This window comes from Streptomyces sp. NPDC044719 (genome assembly GCF_056433405.1).
In genome coordinates this window covers 186,711-206,789 of sequence record NZ_JBWKHE010000006.1, presented here as the reverse complement: position 1 = coordinate 206,789, position 20,079 = coordinate 186,711, and the positions used below count along the sequence as shown (strand labels likewise).

Genomic DNA, 20,079 nt, shown 5'->3' with positions numbered 1-20,079 from the left:
CCCCCTGTCCGAACGACACGGCTAGGCCCACTTGGCCTGGAGGAGGTTGATACCGGGGTACGGCTGCGGCCTTATCCCGCTGAGCCGCTTGGGGTCCCAGGCCGTCATCAGCTCGTTGTGGACGACCGGGTAGAGCACGGCCTGTTCGGCGACGACGTCGATGTAGTCCTGGACCATCGTCTTCTTCTTCCCGGCGTCCGGCTCCCGGGTGGCCCGGTCCATGTCCCTGAAGAGCGCCTTGGCGACGGAGTTGCCCGCCCACCGCGTGTACTGCATCCACAGGTTCTCGGGCCCGTAGTTGTAATGCATGATCAGATCGGCGTCGAGGCCGAACTGGTTGGGGTTCGAGGCGGCGGCGACGACCTGGTAGTCCTGCTTCTGGTCCATCTTCGTGAAGACGGCGGTCGTCTCCTGCGGGGAGAGGGTCGTCTTCACCCCGATCGCGTCCCAGGAGGACTTGATGGTCGGCAGGCAGTCCACGATCCAGCTGACGTTCACCGCGAGGATCTCGATGCTCAGCCCCTTGACCCCGGCGGCCTTGAGCAGCGCTTTCGCCTTGTCCGGGTCGTAGTCGTAGACGGTCTTGGCCCGGCGGTAGGACGGGTTGCTCTCGTCGAGGAAGGAGCTCGACGGCTTCCCGCGCCCCTTGAGCGCGACCTCCACCATCTTCCCGGTGTCGATGGCGTAGTGCAGGGCCTGGCGCACGCGCACGTCGTCGAAGGGCTTGTGCTGGGTGTTGAACATCAGGAACAGGTTGTTCATCCCGGCCCCGCCGGCGACCGTGAGACCGCCGCTCTCCAACTGGCCGATGTTGGCGTACGGGATGTTGTCCGCGATCTGTGCCCCCGCGCTCGACCCCGAGATCTTCGCGACGCGGGGCGCGGCGTCCACGATCGTCAGCCAGTTCATCTTCCGGAAGGCGGGCTTGCGCGGCCCGTTGTAGTCGGCGAACGCCTCGAAGGTGGTGTTCGACTTGGGGTGGTGCGCGGTCTGCCGGTACGGCCCCGACCCGACGGCCAGCCCCTTGATGGCGTCGTCCCAGCCGCCCGGCTTGGAGAACACGTGCTTCGGCATGATCTTCGCGAGCGTCAGCCGGGACAGCCCGTCCGGGAACGGGAACTTGAGCACCAGCTCCACGTTCTGCGCGTCGATCTTCCGGACCTCCTTCAGCCAGCTCGCGAAGAAGCCCTTGGCGAGCGTCTGGGTGTCCGGGTCGAGGATCCGCTCGAAGACGAACACCACGTCGTCGGCGGTCACGGGCTTGCCGTCGTGGAACTTCGCACCGGCCCGCAGCGTGAACTTCCAGGACGTGCTGTCCGGGTCCTTCGGCACCTCGGTCGCCAGGGCCGCGTACGGCTCGCGGGAGATCGGGTCGGTGTCCAGCAGGCCCTCGTAGATGTGGTTGTTGGCGGCCATGCAGAACGCGGACGCCGTCTGGGTCGGGTCCCAGCTGCCGTCGTTGCCGTAGCCGATCACCGCGGTGAGCGTCCGGTCCTCGCCGTCGCCCCCGCCGGTCTCGTTGGTGGACTCCGGCCCGGACGAACAGGCCGACAGCGACGCGGAGACGGCGGCGGCCGCGCCCAGTGCGCCGGTGTACTTCAGGAAGGTCCGGCGGTGCGGCGCCGGTACGTCGGGGGTCACGTCGCGCACGGGTCCTCCAGCGGTGAGGTCTGGAAAGGGAGTGAAGGGGCGGGAGATACGACGTCCTACGTCCTGGCGGTCAGCGCGACCATAGGAGGGGGCGTGAGGGCGGTCAAGAGGGCGCACACGAATGGCGTATCTGCCAGAGGTCGCACCAATGGCACTGTGAAATGGCGCGAGTTGACGGCCTATCAGGGTCGGCCCGGCACTCGGTACCGCCAGAGGTGGGACGTGGGACGTCCGGGGCGCGTACGATGCGGCGCATGTCCGAGGAGCCCAGGACCAGCCGGATACAGCGCCAGGTCGTCCAGCTCATCCTCGACCGCAGACTCACCGCCGGCGCGCCGCTGCCCACCGAGGCCGAACTGATGGAGGCCCTCGGCGTCAGCCGCAACTCCGTCCGCGAGGCCCTCAAGGCCCTCCAGGCCCTCGACATCGTCGAGATCAGACACGGCTACGGCACCTATGTCGGCCAGGCCTCCCTCACCCCGCTGGTCGACGGCCTGACCTTCCGCACCCTGGCCCGGCACGACGACGACACCGGCGCCCTCGCCGAGATCCTCCAGGTCCGTGAAGTACTGGAGGAGGGCCTGATCCGCCGGGTCGCCGCGACGCTGACCGAGGCGGAACTGGACAAGCTGGAGGGCGTAGTGACCCGTATGGAGTCGGCCAGTGCCATGGCCCGGTCCTTCCCCGACCTCGACCGCGAGTTCCACGAGGCCCTGTACGCCTCCCTCGGCAACGCCCTGGTCCCCCAGCTCCTCGCCGCCTTCTGGACCGTCTTCCGGCGGGTCTCCGGCGCCCGCGGCTGGACCGACGACCCCACCCCGGAGATCACGGTCCGCCGCCACCGCGACATCGTCACCGCCCTGCGCGCCCGCGACGTGGAGGGCGCGCAGCGGGCGATGGCGGTCCACTTCCGGGGGATCGAGGCGCGGGCGGCGGAGGAGTCGCGGGGGGTGGGCTGATTCCGCTCCCGGGCGGGCGGGCGCGGAGCATGATGAGGGGCGTGAGCGATCTGTGGAGCGAGAGTGACACCGGCGTCCTGAGACTGCCTTCCGGCCGGCTGGTACGGGGGCGAGGCCTCCGCCATCCCTTGGATCCCGGCGCGCCCCGTCCCTCCTACGGTGTCTACCTGCTCGGCAAGCAGCCCTCCGAGGTCCCCTGGGAGTCGGCCTGGATCCGCTGGCCCGACTTCCGGCTGCCGTCGGACCTCGCCATCGCCCGTACGGTGCTGGCCGACGTCTGGGAACGGGCCGCCGTGGAGCGCGTGGAGATCGCCTGCGGCGGCGGACGCGGCCGCACGGGCACGGCCCTGGCCTGCCTCGCCGTCCTGGACGGCGTGCCCGGGGAGGAGGCGGTGGCGTACGTCCGCCGTCACTACGACCGGCACGCGGTGGAGACGCCCTGGCAGCGGCGGTACGTACGCCGGTTCGGCGGGGGATGAGCCTGCTGGGCCTGAGGGGTCTCTCCTTCGGCGCGGCACCTCATACCTTGGTCGCGCTGCCGTAGACCGACGGCCGACAGCGGCCCGGGGCCCGGCTCGGCACAGTGAACGGCATGGAAGAGACCAAGGGGAGCAGGCAGGGCAAGGGGATCAGCCGGGCGCAGTTCCTGGCCGGGACCGCGGCGGTGGGGGCCGCCGGGATGGTGGCATCGGCCGGACAGGCCCGGGCGACGGAAGCCGGGCCCGGCCGGGGGCTGCGCCGGCACGGCGTCGTCTACACGGTCGGGGAGGGGGAGACACCCGGCACCGCGTGGAGCGCGCGCCGGATGCGGGCGGATGTGCGGGCCATCCGTGACGAGCTGCACGCCGACACCATCGACGTCACGGGGGACGGCGTCGAACGGCTCACCGCCACCGCCGCCGAGGCCGCCGAACGGGGGCTGCACGTCTGGTTGCAGCCGACCCTCGGGGACGCCCCGCAGCGGGACATCCTGGAACACCTCGCCGAGACCGGCCGGTTCGCGGAGCGGTTACGGCGGCAGGGCGCGAGTGTCGACCTCAGCGTCGGCTGCGAGTTCTGGCTGTTCGTCCCCGGCATCCTGCCGGGCGAGACGGTCCTGGAACGCATCAGGCACCTCCAGAACGGCACGGTCGACTGGCCGCGGACGCTGCGCCGCCTCGCCGAGTTCACGGCGAAGGCCGCGAAGGTCGGCCGTTCCGTCTTCAACGGCAACCTCAGCTATGCCGCCGCCCAGGACATCGACGATCCGGACTGGAGCCTCTTCGACATCGTCGGCATCGACTACTACTCGTACTTCGAGAAGCGGTCCGACTACGTCCGTGAGCTGAAGCAGTACCTGCGCTGGGGGAAGCCGCTCGCCATCACCGAGTTCGGCACGTGCGCGTACGTCGGCGCCCCCGAGGCGGGCGGCATGGGCTGGGACATCGTCGACTACGACAAGGAACCGCCGGAGATCAAGGGGGACCTGGTCCGCAGCGAGCGCGTCCAGGCCGCATACGTGGGCGAGCTGCTGGACGTCTTCGCCTCGATGGGCCTGTACGGGGCGATGACCTTCGAGTTCATCAGCGCGGACGCCCCGCACCGCCCGGACGAGCCCCGGCTCGACCTCGACATCGCGACGTACGCCATCACCAAGGCGATCAAGGACCGTCCGGACGACCCGGCCTCCGGCTGGCACTGGGAGCCGAAGGAGGCGTTCCACGCGGTGGCCCGCCGGTACGGCCGACACGGCTGACGGGCGCGGTCCGCGTCACGGGGGGACCATGGCCGAGGAGGTGTGCGTATGGAATGGACCCTCGAGGTGGTCGCCGTACCGGTCACCGACCTGGACCGGGCCAAGGCCTTCTACGTGGACCGGTGCGGTTTCCGCGCCGAGATCGACGCGTCGTTCTTCGAGGGCGTGGGCCGCTTCGTCCAGCTCACGCCACCCGGCTCCCGCTGCTCCATCGTGCTGGAGTCCGGGATGCCGGAGTCACCGGGGCAGCCGCGCATGACCCCCGGTTCGCTGCAGGGCCTCCAGCTCTGTGTCACGGACATCGAGAAGGCCAGGGCGGAGCTGGTGGGACGCGGGGTGGAGGTGTCACCGGTCCTGCACGTGAGCGCGTCCGGCTGGGCGGAGGGCCGGGGCGAGGAGGGCTGGAACTCCTTCCTCTTCTTCCAGGACCCCGACGGAAACGGCTGGGCGATCCAGGAGGCCCCGGCCCCGCTCGCCCAGCGCTAGGCGCAATAGGTGTCCCGGTCCGGGCGCTCGCCCGTCGCCAGGAAGCGGGAGACGGTCCGGTCGCCGCAGGCGTTGCCGTTGGCGAGGTAGGAGCCGTGGCCCGTGGAGTTCACCGTCACCATGACGGCCCGGTCGCCGAAGGCACGCCGGAGTTCGCGGGCCCCGCTCAGCGGGGTGGCGACGTCCCGCACGTTCTGCACGAGCAGGATGTTGGACGGACCGTCGTCGGTGATCCGTACCGGCGGCTCCTTCTGCGTGAACGGCCAGGCGGCACACGGCATGGCACCGCGCGGCATGCCCGCCGTCAGGGGGAACTTCGCCCGGCTCTCGTCGGTCCCCTTCTGGTAGTGGGCGACGGACTTGGGCCAGACGACGTCGTTGCAGAGCGTGCCGACGCCGACGGCGGCAGCGCTCTGCATCATCGACTCGTCCGGGGCCTCGGGCACGGGCGGCACGGCGCCCTTGCGCGTGGCCAGGATCATCTGCGCCAGCGCGGGGTACTCGTCGGGACCGTAGAGGCTGTTCAGCATGGTCTGGCGCAGGACGTTGCCGTTCAGCTCCGGCGGGTTGGCTCCGGGCCAGGGGAGGGGCTCGTGGTCGAGCCGTTCGGCCAGCCGCAGGAAGAGGGGGCGTACGTCGGCAGCCTTACGGGCCACCCGGTACGGATTCCCGGGCCTGGACGCCCACTTGGCGAACTCCGGGAAGTTGTCCTCCACGCCGGTCTCGAACGCGGCGAGCCAGGCGCGTCCCACCCGGGTGGGGTCGGGGTCGTCGTTGCTGTCCAGCACGATGCGGTCGGTGCGGTGCGGGAACAACTGGCTGTAGAGGGAGCCGACGTACGTGCCGTACGAGTCGCCCCACGCGGAGATCCGGCTCTCGCCCAGGGCGGCCCGGACGCGGTCGAGGTCGCGGGCCTCGTTGGCGCTGCTGATGTGCCGTATCAGCTCACCGCCGTTGCGGGCACAGGCGCCGGCGATACGCCGGGCAGTGGCCATGGTCTCCGTGACGGAACCGTCCGGGGCGGGCCAGGGCAGCTTGGCGAGGGCGAGGTCCTTGTCCTCAAGCCCACACGCGGCGGTACTGGACGGCGCCATCCCGCGCGGCGCGAACCCGATCAGGTCATAGGCGTCCCGAACCTCCTGCGGCAGCTTCCGCCCCTTGCCCGACGGATCCTCGAGACTGACCCCACCCGGCCCGCCCGGGATGAGTAACAGCGCACCCCGGCGAGCGGAGGCCTTCTCACTCGGGATACGGGAGACGGCGATCTGGATCTGCCGCCCGTCGGGGTCGGAGTAGTCCATGGGCACGTCGACGGTGGCGCACTGCTGGCGGGGGTCGAGGCCGGTGCCCTCGCACTTGCCCCACTTGAGGGACGCGGGGCCGGCGGCGGAGGCGGTCAGCGGGACGGCGAGTCCTAGCAGGACGGCGGAGGCCGCGATCAGTGAGGCATGCTTGATCTGCTTCATGGCACGAGCCTGGCGGCTTCCCGACCCGCGCCCCATCCGGGCAACTGGAGGGAATCGCAGGGGGTTTACCCCCTACTGAACGGCGGGCGCAGCATGAAGACGTCGATCGGGTCCTGGCTTTCGACCGTGAAGCCGTGGCGTTCGTAGAGGCGGCGGGCCGGGCTGCCCTGGAGGACGTTCAGGCGTACGGGTTCGGCGGCGGCGTCGGTTCGGGCCAGCAGGGCGCGGAGTACCGCCGAACCCAGTCCCCGGCCCTGGAGGCCGGGATCGAGGTAGAAGTGCTCCAGCCAGGTGCCGTCCTCGGCCGGGCGCAGTGCGACGCTGCCCGCGAAGGTGCCGTCGGCCTCGATGACCGAGGTGTGCTGCGGGACGAAGCCGTCGCGTAGCCGCTGCCTGACCCGGTGCGCGTCGTAGCGGCCCAGCCGCTCCAGATCCGGGCGCATCACGACCGCCCGCAGCTCCGCGATCGGCTCGACGTCCACCGGCTCGGCGGGGCGCATGATCCAGTGCACGTCAGCGGCGGTGGTGACGTATGAACGTGCCCCAGGCGGCTGCCCCGATCAGGACCACCGGGCCGTCGGCCAGCTTGCTGTCGCGGACGGGGACCGTGCCGGGGACTCCGTCGGCGATCTCGACGCAGTTGCCGCCATCGCCGTTGCTGTAGCTGCTCTTTCGCCAGCGGGCGTTGCTCAGGTCGTAGGAGTGCATCGTCTGAAATCCTCAGCCGCCGATCGGACCAGGGCGAGGGACGCCTCCGGCGACAGCGCGGCACCCCTGAGCAGATCGTAGGCGCGCTGTGCACGCTTCACCATGGCCGGGTCGTCGATCAACGTTCCCGAAAACGACGTCTCTGTATAGGCGACGGGCGGCGCGTCCTCGAACTCCATGAACCGTAGCGAGCCGTTGTTGGCCGGCGCCCCGGCCGAGAACGGGAGCACCTGCAACACCACCTTGCGTGCGCCCGCGAGATCGGCCATGTGGTCCAGGGCCTGGGCCGCGACGCCAGGATTGCCGACCGGGATCCGGAGCACGGTTTCGTGCACGATCGCCCAATACACGGGCCTTGTAGCGTCGTCGAGGATCTGGGCGCGTTCCACGCGGGCGGCGACTCTGTCCTCGGTGAACTCGTCCGCCGCGAATGGATGCGTCGCCAGGGTGAGTGCCCTCACGTAGGCAGGCGTCTGAAGAAGACCCGGCACCACGGTCGGTTCGAACTCGCAGATCGCTGTCGCCAGCCTCTCCAGCGCCAGAACCTCCGCGAAATAATCCGCATACCGCTTATCGTCAATCAGCTTCCTGCACAACCGCTCGAAAATACCGTCGGTTTGCAGCACCCCGTCGATCCGCTGCGCCACATCCAACTGTGGCTTGCGAATGGCCTGTTCGAACTGGCCGATGTATCCGCCGGAGACGAAAACCCGCGACCCCAGCTCCACCTGGGTGATCCCCGCGTCCTCCCTCCGTCGCTTGAGCTCCGTGCCGAAGAACTCCCATGCCGCCTGACGAGAACCGTTGGCCATTGCCGAACCCCTTTGTGCTGCCCCGCAGTTGTAGGGCACAGACCCCTCCCGAGTGTAGGCGCGGAGCGTCACCGTAGGGATGCGAAGAGTGAAAACGCCAAAGGAAGGGGAGCACGGTGGAGGCACGACACTCGGCGCACTGCGTCGAAGAAGCGGAGGACGCGGTGAAAGAATTGCGGGCAGAACTCGCGAAGGCGGGAATTACCCTGCCGTCACTGGGCCTGGACCCGGTGAGTCTTGCGCGGGAAGCACCCTGTCCGCTCGTGGAATTGGGCCGGTGTTCCGTGGAGACCGCCCGGCGGCTCGCGGCGGTGCTGCGATGAAGCCCCCAGTCGGCTCGTATGTGGTGGACACCCGCAGTGGACGCATCGGCATCGTCATGGGGCATGAGGGGCCCTACGTGCAGCTGCGGCCGTACGGGGGCGGGAAGGAATGGGACGCGGAGCCCGGCGCCGTCCGGCACGCCACCCCGGCCGAGCGGCTGAGCGCGGCGACGGCGTACGCCAACGCCCGCAGCAGGGGTGAGGTCCCTTGACCCGGTGACCCTGCGAGAATGACGCCATGAGTCTGTTCCGCGACGACGGCATCGTGCTGCGCACCCAGAAGCTGGGTGAGGCGGACCGGATCATCACGCTGCTCACGCGCGGTCACGGACGGGTACGGGCCGTGGCCCGGGGCGTGCGCCGGACGAAGTCGAAGTTCGGTGCGCGCCTCGAACCCTTCTCGCACGTCGACGTGCAGTTCTTCGCCAAGGGGAGCGAGCTCGTCGGGCGCGGGCTGCCGCTGTGCACGCAGAGTGAGACCATCGCGCCGTACGGCGGCGGGATCGTCAGCGATTACGCTCGGTACACGGCCGGGACCGTCATGCTGGAGACCGCCGAGCGGTTCACCGATCACGAGGGGGAGCCGGCCGTGCAGCAGTATCTGCTGCTCGTCGGCGGGCTGCGGACCCTCGCCCGGGGAGAGCACGCCCCGCATCTCGTGCTCGACGCCTTCCTGCTGCGCTCCCTCGCCGTCAACGGGTACGCCCCGAGCTTCACGGACTGCGCGAAGTGCGGGATGCCCGGGCCCAACCGGTTCTTCTCGGTCGCCTCGGGCGGTTCCGTCTGCGTGGACTGCCGGGTGCCCGGCAGCGTCGTACCCTCGCCCCAGGCCCTCGAACTCCTCGCTGCTCTGCTTACGGGAGACTGGGACACCGCGGACGCGTGCGAGGCGCGGTACGTCCGCGAGGGCAGCGGGCTGGTGTCCGCGTATCTGCACTGGCACATGGAGCGCGGGCTGCGTTCCCTGCGGTACGTGGAGAAGTAGGCCCGCCCGTACAGACGTATTGCAAGCAAGCACGAGGAGCGAGAGACACATGGCCGTACGCGGGATCCTGGGGCGCCAGCGCCGGGAGTACAGGACGCCGGAGCCGCACCCGTCCGGCGCACGGCCGCCGAAGCTCGGAGAGCTCGTACCGAAGCATGTGGCGATCGTCATGGACGGCAACGGACGATGGGCCAAGGACCGGGGCCTGCCGCGTACCGAGGGCCACAAGGTCGGCGCCGAGCGGGTGCTGGACGTGCTCCAGGGCGCCATCGAGATGGGCGTGGGCGCCATCTCCCTGTACGCCTTCTCCACCGAGAACTGGAAGCGCTCGCCGGACGAGGTGCGCTTCCTGATGAACTTCAACCGGGACTTCATCCGCAAGACCCGCGACCAGCTCGACGAGCTGGGCATCCGGGTGCGCTGGGTGGGCCGGATGCCGAAGCTGTGGCGTTCCGTGGCCAAGGAGCTCCAGATCGCCCAGGAGCAGACCAAGGACAACGACCGGCTGACCCTGTACTTCTGCATGAACTACGGGGGGCGGGCCGAGATCGCCGACGCCGCGCAGGCGCTGGCCGAGGACGTGAAGAGCGGGAAGCTCGACCCGTCGAAGGTCAACGAGAAGACCTTCTCGAAGTACATGTACTACCCGGACATGCCGGACGTGGACCTGTTCCTGCGCCCGAGCGGTGAGCAGCGCACCTCCAATTACCTGATCTGGCAGAGCGCGTACGCCGAGATGGTCTTCCAGGACGTGCTGTGGCCGGACTTCGACCGGCGGGACCTGTGGCGGGCGTGCCTGGAGTTCGCCTCGCGCGACCGGCGGTTCGGCGGGGCCATCCCGAACGAGGAGCTGCTGGCCATGGAGGGCAAGCAGGCCCCCTGACCGGCCGGCCCGGACTAGCATCGGATACGGGCCGCGCGAAGACGCCCGGCCGTCTGCGTCGCGTGGGGGGAACGTGCAGCGCTCGGTCGTATTCGTGCATGGCACCGGTGTGCGGGAAGAGTCGTACGGCAGGACCCTGGAGACCGTGCGGGCCTCGCTGGCGGAGACATGGCCCGAGGCCGAGGTGCGGGGCTGCTTCTGGGGGCGTGAAGGAGGCGCACGCCTGGCACTGGGCGGTGCGAGCATCCCCGGCTACGTCGGTTCCGGCGGAGGCCGGCATGAGGACGAGCAGGTCGCCGTCTGGGGTGTGCTCTACCGCGATCCCGGCTACGAACTCCGGCTGCTGAGCCTGCGCCCGGCCGTTCCCTCGGGACTGGGCCGGGGGCAGAGCCCGGCGCAGAAGCTGCTCGCCGAGCTGTCCGCGTACGCTCCCTCCCCGCGGGTGCGGGACGCCTTCGCGGCCCACGGGCTGGGCGGCTCCCTCAACGACGCGGTGTGCACGGTCGCCGTGTCGCCGGAGCTGCGGGACGCGGCGGCCACGGCGGACGAGGGCGGCTACGAGCACCGGCACGCCTTCGCGCGGGCCGTGGTGGCGGTGGCCCTGGCGGCGGCGGTCGAGCAGGGAGCCGATGCCTTGGACGGCCTCCAAAGGGACGCCCTGCTCTCCCTGGTCAGTTCCGATCTGCACACCCAGGGACGCTCCCTCGCCGGAGCGGCCTCCCGGGCGGCCGCGACACCTGCCCTGCTCGCGCTGTCCTGGCACGCCCGGCGACGCCGAGGCGCGCTCAACGATGATCTCTTCCTGCCCGCGGTCGGCGACATCCTGCGCTACCAGGCCCGGGGAGAGGTGATGCGCCAACTGATCAAGCGCACCATCGAGCACGCCCCCGGAGACGCCGTCACCGTGATCGCCCACAGCCTGGGGGGCGTGGCCTGCGTCGACCTGATGGTGCGGGAGCGCATCGCGAGGGTCGACCAGCTGATCACCGTCGGTTCACAGGCGCCGTTCTTCTACGAGGCGGGCGCCCTCGTCTCCCTCGAGCACCCGCAGGCACCGCCCGGACACTTCCCGAGACGCTGGCTCAACCTCTACGACAGACGCGATCTGCTGTCGTTCAGCGCCGCCCAGGTCTTTCCCGCACACGCCACCGACCACGAGGTCGACAACCGTCAGCCGTTCCCCTTCGCGCACAGCGCCTACTGGTCCAACCGCAAGGTCTGGGACGCCATCGGCACATGGATGGGCTGAACGTCGTCGACCCGGGGCGCGTCCACGCCGTGGTCGTCGGCATCGAAAAATACCCGAAGCATCCGGACTGGGATCTCACCGGCGCCGTGGGAGACGCCCTGCGCTTCGCCCGCTGGCTGCGCAAAGGAGGCGTGCCTGCCGCCAACATCCAGCTGCTGCTGGCGCCGGGCGAGAAGAGCCGGCGCCGACTTGAGACACAGACCAGGGCCGCCGAACTGACCTGGTGCCCGACCTGGACGCGGGACCAGCTCATGGACGCCTTCACCAGCGACCTCGACCGGCGCACCGGTGACCTGCTGTACGTCTTCTGGGGCAGTCACGGGATCCTGGACCATGGGAACCGGCGCCTGCTGCTGTGTCCGGATGCCTCCCTGAAGGACAAACGCTGCATCGACACGAACGACCTGCGGGAGTACCTCACGCGGGACGACCTGCGGGGCTTTGGACAGCAGGTCCTCTTCTTCGACGCCTGTGCGACCTTCCTGGAGCATCACCACCAGCAGACCGGACCCGCGGTCGCCAGCTTCCCCAAGCCCTCCCGGCGTCAAGTCGAACAGTTCCTGCTGTGTGCCGCCGCGGCCGGCCAGGTGGCGGAGAACGACGCGGCACTGGGCAGCGGGATCTTTTCCCACTCCCTGCTCGACTGGCTGGAGGGGAACGCCGCTGATCTGCGGCCGGACCTGACCGCTCTCGTCGATCACGTCAAGGTGGGGATGCCGGCGTCGCAAACCCCGGTCAGCCTCTACATTCGAGCCTTAGGTGGTTCGGAGGCATGGCCTGTGCTGCCAGGCTGTCCCTCCCTGCCGCAGTCGCCCGACCGTGACGAGATCGCCCTCGCCCTGCGCAACACTCTCACCGACGATGATCTGCGCGCCCGGTGCATCGACCACCTCGCCTCGTCCTGCCCACAGGTCCGACTGGGGCCGTGCCCCTCCGACCAGCAGACAGCCCACGCACTGCTCACCGTGGAACGGGCGATGGCCGCCCTGGTGGAGGCCCTGCACGAACGGGACCGGCAGGCCGCCGACCGGTTCCTCGCCCTGGGCCGCTCGCTGGGAGCGCCGGGACTGCTGTCCCCGCTGGAGTACGCGTCGCTGGGACAGTTGCTCGGCCGGACGCCGGACCTGCCGCCGATGGCGCAGGTGATCGCCGCGGTGCGGGCCGCCCTGCCCCTGGAGAGGAGCTGGCTGCCGCCGGCCGCAGGGGAGCCGCACGGCCCGACGGCGGGTCAGCTGATGGCGTGCGTGGAGCACTTCGAACAGCACACCGGCGGCCGGAGCATGGTGCGCCCCGGGAGACAACTGGTTCCCGCGGTCGTCCGGTTCACCGAGATGCTGGCCGCGGTCACCCCCGGCGCCCGCGACGCCCTGCACACCTGGGGAGACCGCGTGGCCCGCAGGCTGGGGGTCGACGCCGGCGGCGTGGCCGAGCGGCGCGCGGATGCCGCAGCCTGGGCGGGCTCGCTCCGCAGGGCCGGACGACCACCCCGGGTCGTGGCGCAGCTGGACGCGGAGGCATCGGGCCGGACCGGCGACGGACCGCACTTCACCTGCGTGATGTGGGTCGACACCGGGTCCGGTGAACTCGTCCAGGCCGCCGAACAGAGCGGTACACCACTGTCCCCACGGGACGTGGTCCGCCGCATCCAGCGAACGGTGTCGCACATGCGCGCGATCGCCGACCCGTCCGCGCCGCCCGCGGTCGTCGAGATCCTGCTGCAACCCGACGCCCTCCACCTGTCCGTCGACTCCTGGAACGGTGCCGACGACGCGGACCCCGTGCCCCTGCTGCTTGGCGTCGCGCACGCCACGGTGCTGCGCTGCGCGCCGCTGTCCGCGCCCGAGCGCGAGGAGCAGCGCCGGGCGGAGCTGGAGCGCCGCTGGGCCGGACGTCACAACGACGAAGTGGTTCACCTGGACGACCGGCACGCCGAAGGTCATGCGGCCTACGGGGCCCTGATGGCGGACGTCGGTGCCGCCCGAGCCGTGGTGCGGGCCGGCCCGCCAGGCCGGGACCGCCTCGTCCAGGCCGCCCTCCTGCTCGGCTACCCGGTCGTCCTGTGGGACCGGCAGGCCACCGGGCCCACCCCGGACGCCCACTTCACCCCGCTGCGCCCCGAGGCCTCCGTCGAGGGGCTTCCCTGGCGCATCCGGGACTACCGGGCCAGGGCATGCGTGGATCCCGTGGCCCATCCCGCCTGCCCAGCCGTGCTGCTGGAGGACGCCGAGCGCCCGCTGCCCCCGGTGCTGTCGCTGACCGGACTCCCCGACGCTGAATCCTCTGACGCTGAATCCTCCGACTCCGGACGCTCCGGTTCCGCACTCTCCGACTCCGAAGAAGCGAGCCTCTGATGACCCAGCAGCCCGAACCGGACGCCCCCACGGTGCACGGCGCCACCGCCGAAGACGCCGACTGGCAGATCTTCCGGGGAGACGGCCGACGACGCTCCGTCACGATTCCCGAGGCCCCGCCCTGGCGACGCTTCGCCGAGGCCGACGGAGCTCCGGCTCCCCGCGACACCCCGCCCCACTACGTGATCGGCCGCGCCGAGACGGACGTCATCAACGCCGCCATCCACCTTCGACGGCCCCTGCTGGTCACCGGGCACCCGGGCACCGGCAAGTCCTCGCTCGCGGCCGCCCTCGCACACGAGCTCGACCTGGGACCCGTACTGCACTGGCCCGTCAACAGCCGCTCCACGCTCCATGAGGCGCTGTACCGCTACGACGCCGTCGGGCGGCTCCAGGAGAGCAACCTCCACCGGTCCGCGGACGGGCCCCAGCCCGGCATCGGTTCGTTCCTCCGGCTGGGGCCCGTCGGCACCGCACTCGTCCCTACCGCGCGACCCCGGGTCCTGCTCGTGGACGAGCTGGACAAGGGGGACGTCGACCTGCCGAACGACCTCCTCACCGTCTTCGAGGAGGGCACCTTCGAGATCCCCGAACTGTCCAGGCTCCCCGAGGACCAGGCGGACGTCGACGTGCTCACCGCCGATCCGCACCAGCGGGCGCGGGTGACCAGAGGGATGGTGCGCTGCACCCAGTTCCCCCTCGTGGTCATCACCAGCAACGGGGAACGGGACTTCCCTCCGGCGTTCCGGCGCCGGTGCCTGCCCCTGCACCTCGCCGACCCGGACGAGACCCGCCTGCGCCAGATCGTCGAGGGCCACCTCGGTCCGGAGGCCCTCGCCGAGGCGGGTGACCTGGTGCAGGCGTTCCTGGCCCGGCGCGCCCTGGGCGAACTGGCCACCGACCAGCTCCTCAACGCGGTGTTCCTGCGCCACGGAGGGGCACGGCTCGACGCCGACGGCCTGCTGAAGACCGTGCTGCACCGGCTCAACGCGGACGGGTAGGCATGTTCCAGGAGCTGCGGGACGTTCTGGGGGCCGCGGCCATGCCGATGGAGGGGGACGATCTTCTCGACCTCCTCTGGCTTGCGGCACGCATTCCGGCGGGGGCTGCCGCGCCGCTCGCCGGAGCTCTCCGGGGAACCGCCGTACAGGCTCTGGATGACGGTCCTCCGCCGCCGGGCCTTCGCGCAGCGCAGGACGGGTCCGCCGCGGGCGACGCCGTCCCCGACGGGGAAGGCCTTCCGGACGCGGAGCACAGGCAGGAGCAGGAACACCACGTCGGCGTGATCTCCGGTCCCACGGACTCGGCCCCGGCCGACGCCCTGTGGACCCCCGGCGCCAGGGCACTGGGTTCGGGACTGCCCCTCGGCCGGTCCCTGCGGCCGCTCAAGCGGCGCGTTCGGAGCCGTCACCGTACAGAGTTCGACGAAGCAGCGACGGCCGCCCTTCAGGCGGACACCCGGACCCCGCAGATGGTTCTGCGGCCCAAGCCGGAGCGGTGGCTGCGGCTCGCCCTGGTCATCGACGGCGGCATGTCCATGCTGCTGTGGGAGCGTCAGTGCGCCGAGCTGAAGGCGATCTTCGAACGCAGCGGCGCGTTCCGGCAGGTCGAGACGTACCAGATCCGATACGGGCCCGGCGGCGACGTTCGCCTCGGGCGCCCGTGGAGCAGTGACAACTCGGCGACCCGGCCGGCCAACTCCCTCGCGGACGCCTCCGGGCAGACCATGGTGCTGGTCGTGACCGACGGCGCGGCGGCGGCCTGGCGCGACGGACGGATGATCCCCGTGATCGAGGGGTGGGCGCGCAAAGGCCCCACGGCCGTGGTCCACACGCTGCCCCGTCGGCTGTGGGCGGGGTCCGGTGTGCGTTGGGACACTTGGCAGGTCGCCTCACCCAGGCCGGGGGTGTCGAACACCGCCTGGAGCGTGACGCACTCGGTACTCCCGTCGGCCGTCGCCCCGGCCCCGGCTGTCGCCGTCCCCGTCCTGGAGCTGGCCCCCGCCGGTCTCGCCACCTGGGCAGCCGTGAACACCGTCGTCGGGCGGCCCCTCACGATGCGCCTGTGGACACCCCAGCGGGCCTCGGGGCGTGCCGTCGAGCCACTCCGGGTGTCCGCCACGGAGTTCAGCCGGGCCGCGTCCCCGGAGGCCCTGCGCCTGGCGGCTCATCTGGCGGCCATGGCCCCGGTCACCGTGCCGGTGATGCAACTCGTCCACTCCTGCCTCGACCAGGGGCAGGGCGCCGTGCCGCTGGCCGAGGTCCTGCTCGGGGGGCTGGTCCAGCCGCTTCCGTCGTCCTCGGGGGAGTCACCGGCGGGGCGTCACCGCCTGTTCGACTTCACGGCGGAGGCGAAGGACCTGCTGCTCGACGCCGTTCCCACGGCTGAGCTGATCGACTGCGGCCGTCGGGTGGGGCAACGTATCGAATCCCTGGGCGGCGGCTCGTCGGACTTCCCCGCCTGGCCCACGGGCAGGGACGATCCCGGGGGCTCGAAGCCGTTCGCGTATTTGGGGGCCGCGTTGCAGGCGCGACTCGGGCTGTCGGCCGAGTTGCCGCCCGAGGTGGTTCTCCTGTCGCCGTCGCAGCCCAGGGCCCCGCAGGCGCAGGACGTCGACACCGTGCTGTCCTCCGTCCCCCCGGAACTCCGGGCATCGTTTCGCCGCGTGCGTGACGCCATGCGGCGACGGGCGGTTCCGAAGCACGCCGAGCTGTTGCTCGCACACCTCCTTCTGTACGTCCACGCACGGACTCCTGTGTCGCCCGGGGCGAGGGACGACGACGTGGTTCTGGACCTGGGGCGGTTCCTGGAGGAAAGGGGAATCGACCCCGAGACCTACACGCTGGATGTCCGGCGCAGCAGATCACTCTTCTTCACGTGGCCGCCCCTTCCGGTGCGCCGGGACAGCTCTGTGCTCCTCCTCCTGATCGTGGACGAGAGCGCTGAGCTCACCGAGGAGCCGTCCTCCCACGACGAGTGCGTGAAACTCCTGGAGTCGCCCGCCGGTGGGCCCGTCATCGGGCTGCGCCTGCGGACCACGGCGGCCCGGTCCGGCCCGCGGCCGGCACCGGCGGACGCGGTGTGGGTCGCCATGGAGACCGTACGACCGACACGACTGAACGATGCCGCACAACTTGAGGAGATGGAGACCCTGGCGGCGATCACCGAGGCCGCGCTGCGGACGGCAGGCCTCCGCCTTGACGCGTGCCGGATCCAGCGTCGTGGCGACGGCCTCACCTTCCTGCTGCCTCCCGAGCCGGACCAGGCGAGCGTCGTCCCCGCCTTCATCGAAGCGGTGGACGACGGGCTGGCGAACATGCGCAGGCGGGATTGGCCCACGCGCGTGCGCATCGCGATGGGCGACGACGCCGTCCGCGTCAGCCGTCTCCTCGACTCCGCCGTTCTGCGGGAAGCGATGGCGGCGCAGCCGCGAGCGTCCTACGGACTCATCGTGTCCGAGCAACTCCACGCAAGCGTGCCGGCGCTGCACGGACGTCTCCAGCGCGTGCGGGTGGATCTCAAGGGCTACCGGGCATGGGCCTGGTCGTACCCGGTCATGGCCGGCCGCCCCGAGGGGCTCCCCGACCCGAGCCACTCGAACGCGGTCCTGATCGGATCCAGCGACTACCGGGAACTGTCCGCCCTGCCGGCGGTGCGCGACGGACTCGCTGATCTGACCGCCCTGCTGACCGAACCGTCGACGGGAGCCTTCACCCCGTCACGCACCGCCGTACTGGCGGATCCGGAGTACCCCGGCGAGGTCCTGGACGCCGTCGAGCACGCCGCCAGTTCCGCCGAGGACACCGTGCTGGTGTATTTCGCCGGGCACAGCCTGCTTCTCCCGGAAACCGGAGAGCTGAGTCTGGCGGTGAGCGCCACCCGTCCGGCATCGCCGCATACGGCCGTGGCGTACCGAGACATCCGCTACATCCTGAACACGAGCAGGGCCCGCCACAAGGTGGTCATCCTCGACTGCTGCTACAGCGGCCGCGCCGTGCGGGATGCCATGAGCGGCCCCTTCCACAGCGATGGCCGGATGCGTCTCGCCACCGAGAACACCTTCGTGCTGGCGGCCTCAGCGTCCGTGGAACGCGCCCTGGCTCCGTCGGGCGAGAGGCACACGCCGTTCACCGGTGAACTCATCAAGGTCCTGGAAGGCGGCGTGGCATCGGGCGAGGAGACCATCTCCATGGATTCACTCTACGAAGAGCTGCGCCGGCGGCTTCACGACCAGAACCTCCCACTGCCCCAGTTCTTCAGTAGTGGCAGCAGCGGGCGAGCCGTCACGATCGCCCGCAACCGCACCCCCGGATGAAGGACCGGCTCAACCGCCGGAGGCCCTCGCGCAGTCCGCACAGGTCCCGAAAATCTCCACCGTATGAGCCACGTTCACAAACCCGTGCTCCGAGGCGACGGCCTCCGCCCACTTCTCCACGGCCGGCCCCTCCACCTCGACGGCCTTGCCGCACCCCCGGCACACCAGGTGGTGGTGATGGTCGTCCGTGGAGCAACGGCGGTAGACGGACTCGCCGTCGGCGGTGCGCAGGACGTCGACCTCACCGGCGTCGGCGAGGGACTGGAGCGTGCGGTAGACCGTGGTGAGCCCGACCGAGTCGCCCTTGTGCTTGAGCATGTCGTGCAGGTCCTGCGCACTGCGGAACTCGTCGACCTCTTCCAGGGCCGCCGACACGGCGGCCCGCTGCCGGGTGGCGCGGCCCTTCACGGACGGTCCAGCGGTCGTCACCGTTGCCTCCTCACGTCTGCCTTGCCCGGGTCATTGTGCCAGCCCGGGGTGGGGGCGGTCAGACGCCGACTTCGTCGGCCGCCCCCCGGGTACCCGGAATCGCGCACTCGCCGGGGTCATGGGCGGATTGCGCGGCAGCCCGGGCGCGGGCGCGGCGGCGGGCCAGCGGAGCCGCGAGCGCCGTCAGCACGATGAACGCGCCGATGGTCAGCAACACGATCGTCGCACCGGGCGGGACGTCCTGGTAGTACGAGGTGACCGTGCCGCCGATCGTCACGCTCACGCCGATGGCGACGGCGATCGCGAACGTGGCGGCGAAGCTGCGGCTGATCTGCTGGGCCGCCGCGACGGGCACCACCATCAGCGCGCTGACCAGCAGCAGGCCGACCACGCGCATCGCCACCGTCACGGTGACGGCCGCGGTGATCGCCGTCAGCAGGTTCAGGACGCGCACCGGAAGGCCCGTGACCCGGGCGAACTCCTCGTCCTGGCTGACCGCGAACAGCTGCCGGCGCAGGCCGAGCGTGACCAGGACGACGAAGGCGGCCAGGACACAGATCGCCGTGACGTCCGACTCGGACACCGTCGACAGGGAGCCGAACAGGTACGACGTCAGATTGGCGTTGGAGCCCGTCGGTGCGAGGTTGATGAACATCACACCGCCGGCCATGCCGCCGTAGAAGAGCATCGCGAGGGCGATGTCGCCGCGGGTCTTGCCGTACCAGCGGATCAGCTCCATGAGGACCGCGCCGAGGACGGAGACGAGGGTCGCCATCCACACCGGGGACCAGGTCAGCAGGAAGCCGAGGCCGACACCGGTCATCGCCACGTGGCCGATGCCGTCGCCCATCAGGGCCTGGCGGCGCTGGACCAGGTAGATCCCGACCGCAGGGGCGGTGATGCCGACCAGGACGGCGGCGAGCAGGGCCCGCTGCATGAAGGCGTAGTCGAGGAAGTCCATCAGCTCAGCAGTCCCGTACGGATCGGTTCGGCGCCCGCGGGGGCGTGCGGGTGTACGTGGTCGTGGCCGGGGAGGGCGTGCTGCCCGACCGCCTTCGGGGGCGGTCCGTCGTGCACGACGCAGCCGTCGCGCAGGACGACAGCCCGGTCGATGAGGGGCTCCAGGGGGCCCAGTTCGTGCAGGACGAGCAGCACGGTGGTGCCCTGGGCGACCTGCTCGCGCAGCGTGTGCGCGAGCACCTCCTGGCTGGCCAGGTCGACGCCCGCCATCGGCTCGTCCATGATCAGCAGCTCGGGCTCGGAGGCGAGGGCGCGGGCGATCAGGACCCGCTGGTGCTGGCCGCCCGAGAGGGCGTCGACGGAGTCCTTGGCCCGGTCCGCCATGCCGACCAGGTCCAGTGCCTGCCGTACGGCCTTGTGGTCGGCCTTGCGCAGCACGCCGAAGCGGGCCCGGGACAGGCGGCCGGAGGAGACCACCTCGGTCACCGTGGCGGGCACGCCGCCCGCGGCCGTGGTGCGCTGCGGGACGTAGCCCACGCGCCGCCAGTCGCGGAACCGCGCGCGAGGTGTGCCGAACAGTTCGATCTCGCCGGCGCCGGTCTGCACCTGGCCGATGATGCTGCGTACGGCCGTGGACTTGCCGGAGCCGTTCGCGCCGAGCAGCGCGACGACCTCACCGCGGTGCACGGTGAGGTCGATGCCGCGCAGGACGGGGCGCGAGCCCAGGTCCGCGCGGACGCCGCGCAGGGAAACGACGGGCTCGGTCAT

At 70.9% G+C, this 20,079-nt stretch carries 20 protein-coding genes; 12 read left to right on the top strand and 8 right to left on the bottom strand.

The window, feature by feature from the left end; all coding sequences use genetic code 11:
• Positions 1–21: 21 nt before the first annotated feature.
• Positions 22–1,650, bottom strand: coding sequence for an ABC transporter substrate-binding protein (locus AC07DF_RS24540; RefSeq protein ID WP_478975174.1), 1,629 nt, complete (start codon positions 1,648–1,650; stop codon positions 22–24).
• A 245-nt stretch (positions 1,651–1,895) separates the two neighbouring features.
• Between AC07DF_RS24540 and AC07DF_RS24535 the strand changes: the two genes are divergently transcribed.
• The 4 genes from AC07DF_RS24535 to AC07DF_RS24520 all read left to right on the top strand — a co-directional run bounded on the left by AC07DF_RS24535 (position 1,896) and on the right by AC07DF_RS24520 (position 4,830).
• Positions 1,896–2,609: a FadR/GntR family transcriptional regulator gene (locus AC07DF_RS24535; RefSeq protein WP_478975171.1), complete on the top strand. Its 714-nt coding sequence runs from the start codon at positions 1,896–1,898 to the stop codon at positions 2,607–2,609.
• 41 nt (positions 2,610–2,650) lie between these two features.
• Positions 2,651–3,088: a protein-tyrosine phosphatase family protein gene (locus AC07DF_RS24530; protein ID WP_478975169.1), complete on the top strand. Its 438-nt coding sequence runs from the start codon at positions 2,651–2,653 to the stop codon at positions 3,086–3,088.
• Between the two features lie 113 nt (positions 3,089–3,201).
• Positions 3,202–4,344 (top strand): abortive phage infection protein, encoded by a 1,143-nt coding sequence (locus AC07DF_RS24525; protein WP_478975166.1) that lies wholly within the window; start codon positions 3,202–3,204, stop codon positions 4,342–4,344.
• 48 nt (positions 4,345–4,392) lie between these two features.
• On the top strand, positions 4,393–4,830 hold the full coding sequence (locus AC07DF_RS24520) for a VOC family protein (RefSeq protein WP_478975163.1): 438 nt from the start codon (positions 4,393–4,395) through the stop codon (positions 4,828–4,830).
• On the opposite strand, the gene AC07DF_RS24515 is transcribed toward AC07DF_RS24520, so the two are convergent.
• From AC07DF_RS24515 to AC07DF_RS24500, 4 genes are all read right to left on the bottom strand, one after another.
• On the bottom strand, positions 4,827–6,296 hold the full coding sequence (locus tag AC07DF_RS24515; RefSeq protein ID WP_478975160.1) for an alpha/beta hydrolase: 1,470 nt from the start codon (positions 6,294–6,296) through the stop codon (positions 4,827–4,829). The genes AC07DF_RS24520 and AC07DF_RS24515 overlap by 4 nt on opposite strands.
• 65 nt (positions 6,297–6,361) lie before the next feature.
• The gene (locus AC07DF_RS24510; protein ID WP_478976214.1) at positions 6,362–6,796 is read right to left on the bottom strand and encodes an N-acetyltransferase family protein; all 435 of its coding nucleotides are present in this window, start codon (positions 6,794–6,796) and stop codon (positions 6,362–6,364) included.
• A gap of 13 nt (positions 6,797–6,809) precedes the next feature.
• Positions 6,810–7,004 carry a DUF397 domain-containing protein gene (locus AC07DF_RS24505; protein ID WP_478975157.1) on the bottom strand — a complete coding sequence of 65 codons (195 nt, stop codon included), beginning with the start codon at positions 7,002–7,004 and terminating at the stop codon, positions 6,810–6,812.
• Complete coding sequence (locus AC07DF_RS24500) at positions 6,986–7,816, bottom strand: helix-turn-helix domain-containing protein (protein WP_478975155.1); 831 nt, start codon at positions 7,814–7,816, stop codon at positions 6,986–6,988. Before AC07DF_RS24500 ends, AC07DF_RS24505 begins: the two co-directional genes overlap by 19 nt.
• A gap of 116 nt (positions 7,817–7,932) precedes the next feature.
• Here AC07DF_RS24500 and AC07DF_RS24495 point away from each other — a divergent pair, with 116 nt between their 5' ends.
• The 8 genes from AC07DF_RS24495 (at position 7,933) to AC07DF_RS24460 (ending at position 17,922) form a co-directional block, all read left to right on the top strand.
• Complete coding sequence (locus AC07DF_RS24495; RefSeq protein WP_229845541.1) at positions 7,933–8,139, top strand: hypothetical protein; 207 nt, start codon at positions 7,933–7,935, stop codon at positions 8,137–8,139.
• Complete coding sequence (locus tag AC07DF_RS24490) at positions 8,136–8,351, top strand: hypothetical protein (protein ID WP_478975151.1); 216 nt, start codon at positions 8,136–8,138, stop codon at positions 8,349–8,351. Before AC07DF_RS24495 ends, AC07DF_RS24490 begins: the two co-directional genes overlap by 4 nt.
• 26 nt (positions 8,352–8,377) lie before the next feature.
• Entirely contained in the window at positions 8,378–9,124 is a 747-nt protein-coding gene (gene recO, locus AC07DF_RS24485; RefSeq protein ID WP_359896142.1) for a DNA repair protein RecO, read from the top strand.
• A gap of 49 nt (positions 9,125–9,173) precedes the next feature.
• Positions 9,174–10,007: an isoprenyl transferase gene (locus AC07DF_RS24480; protein WP_478975146.1), complete on the top strand. Its 834-nt coding sequence runs from the start codon at positions 9,174–9,176 to the stop codon at positions 10,005–10,007.
• 94 nt (positions 10,008–10,101) lie between these two features.
• Complete coding sequence (locus tag AC07DF_RS24475; RefSeq protein WP_478975143.1) at positions 10,102–11,256, top strand: lipase family protein; 1,155 nt, start codon at positions 10,102–10,104, stop codon at positions 11,254–11,256.
• Positions 11,244–13,607, top strand: a complete 2,364-nt coding sequence (locus tag AC07DF_RS24470; RefSeq protein WP_478975140.1) for a VMAP-C domain-containing protein — start codon at positions 11,244–11,246, stop codon at positions 13,605–13,607. Before AC07DF_RS24475 ends, AC07DF_RS24470 begins: the two co-directional genes overlap by 13 nt.
• Complete coding sequence (locus AC07DF_RS24465) at positions 13,607–14,608, top strand: AAA family ATPase (protein WP_478975137.1); 1,002 nt, start codon at positions 13,607–13,609, stop codon at positions 14,606–14,608. Before AC07DF_RS24470 ends, AC07DF_RS24465 begins: the two co-directional genes overlap by 1 nt.
• Positions 14,609–14,610: 2 nt before the next feature.
• Positions 14,611–17,922: a caspase, EACC1-associated type gene (locus AC07DF_RS24460; protein WP_478975134.1), complete on the top strand. Its 3,312-nt coding sequence runs from the start codon at positions 14,611–14,613 to the stop codon at positions 17,920–17,922.
• A 9-nt stretch (positions 17,923–17,931) separates the two neighbouring features.
• On the opposite strand, the gene AC07DF_RS24455 is transcribed toward AC07DF_RS24460, so the two are convergent.
• The 3 genes from AC07DF_RS24455 to AC07DF_RS24445 are packed head-to-tail and all read right to left on the bottom strand — an operon-like array spanning position 17,932 to position 20,079.
• Positions 17,932–18,351: a Fur family transcriptional regulator gene (locus tag AC07DF_RS24455; protein ID WP_478975131.1), complete on the bottom strand. Its 420-nt coding sequence runs from the start codon at positions 18,349–18,351 to the stop codon at positions 17,932–17,934.
• Positions 18,352–18,409: 58 nt separating this feature from the next.
• Positions 18,410–19,312 (bottom strand): metal ABC transporter permease, encoded by a 903-nt coding sequence (locus AC07DF_RS24450; RefSeq protein WP_478975128.1) that lies wholly within the window; start codon positions 19,310–19,312, stop codon positions 18,410–18,412.
• Positions 19,312–20,079, bottom strand: coding sequence for a metal ABC transporter ATP-binding protein (locus tag AC07DF_RS24445; protein WP_478975125.1), 768 nt, complete (start codon positions 20,077–20,079; stop codon positions 19,312–19,314). The genes AC07DF_RS24450 and AC07DF_RS24445 overlap by 1 nt, the downstream gene beginning before the upstream one ends.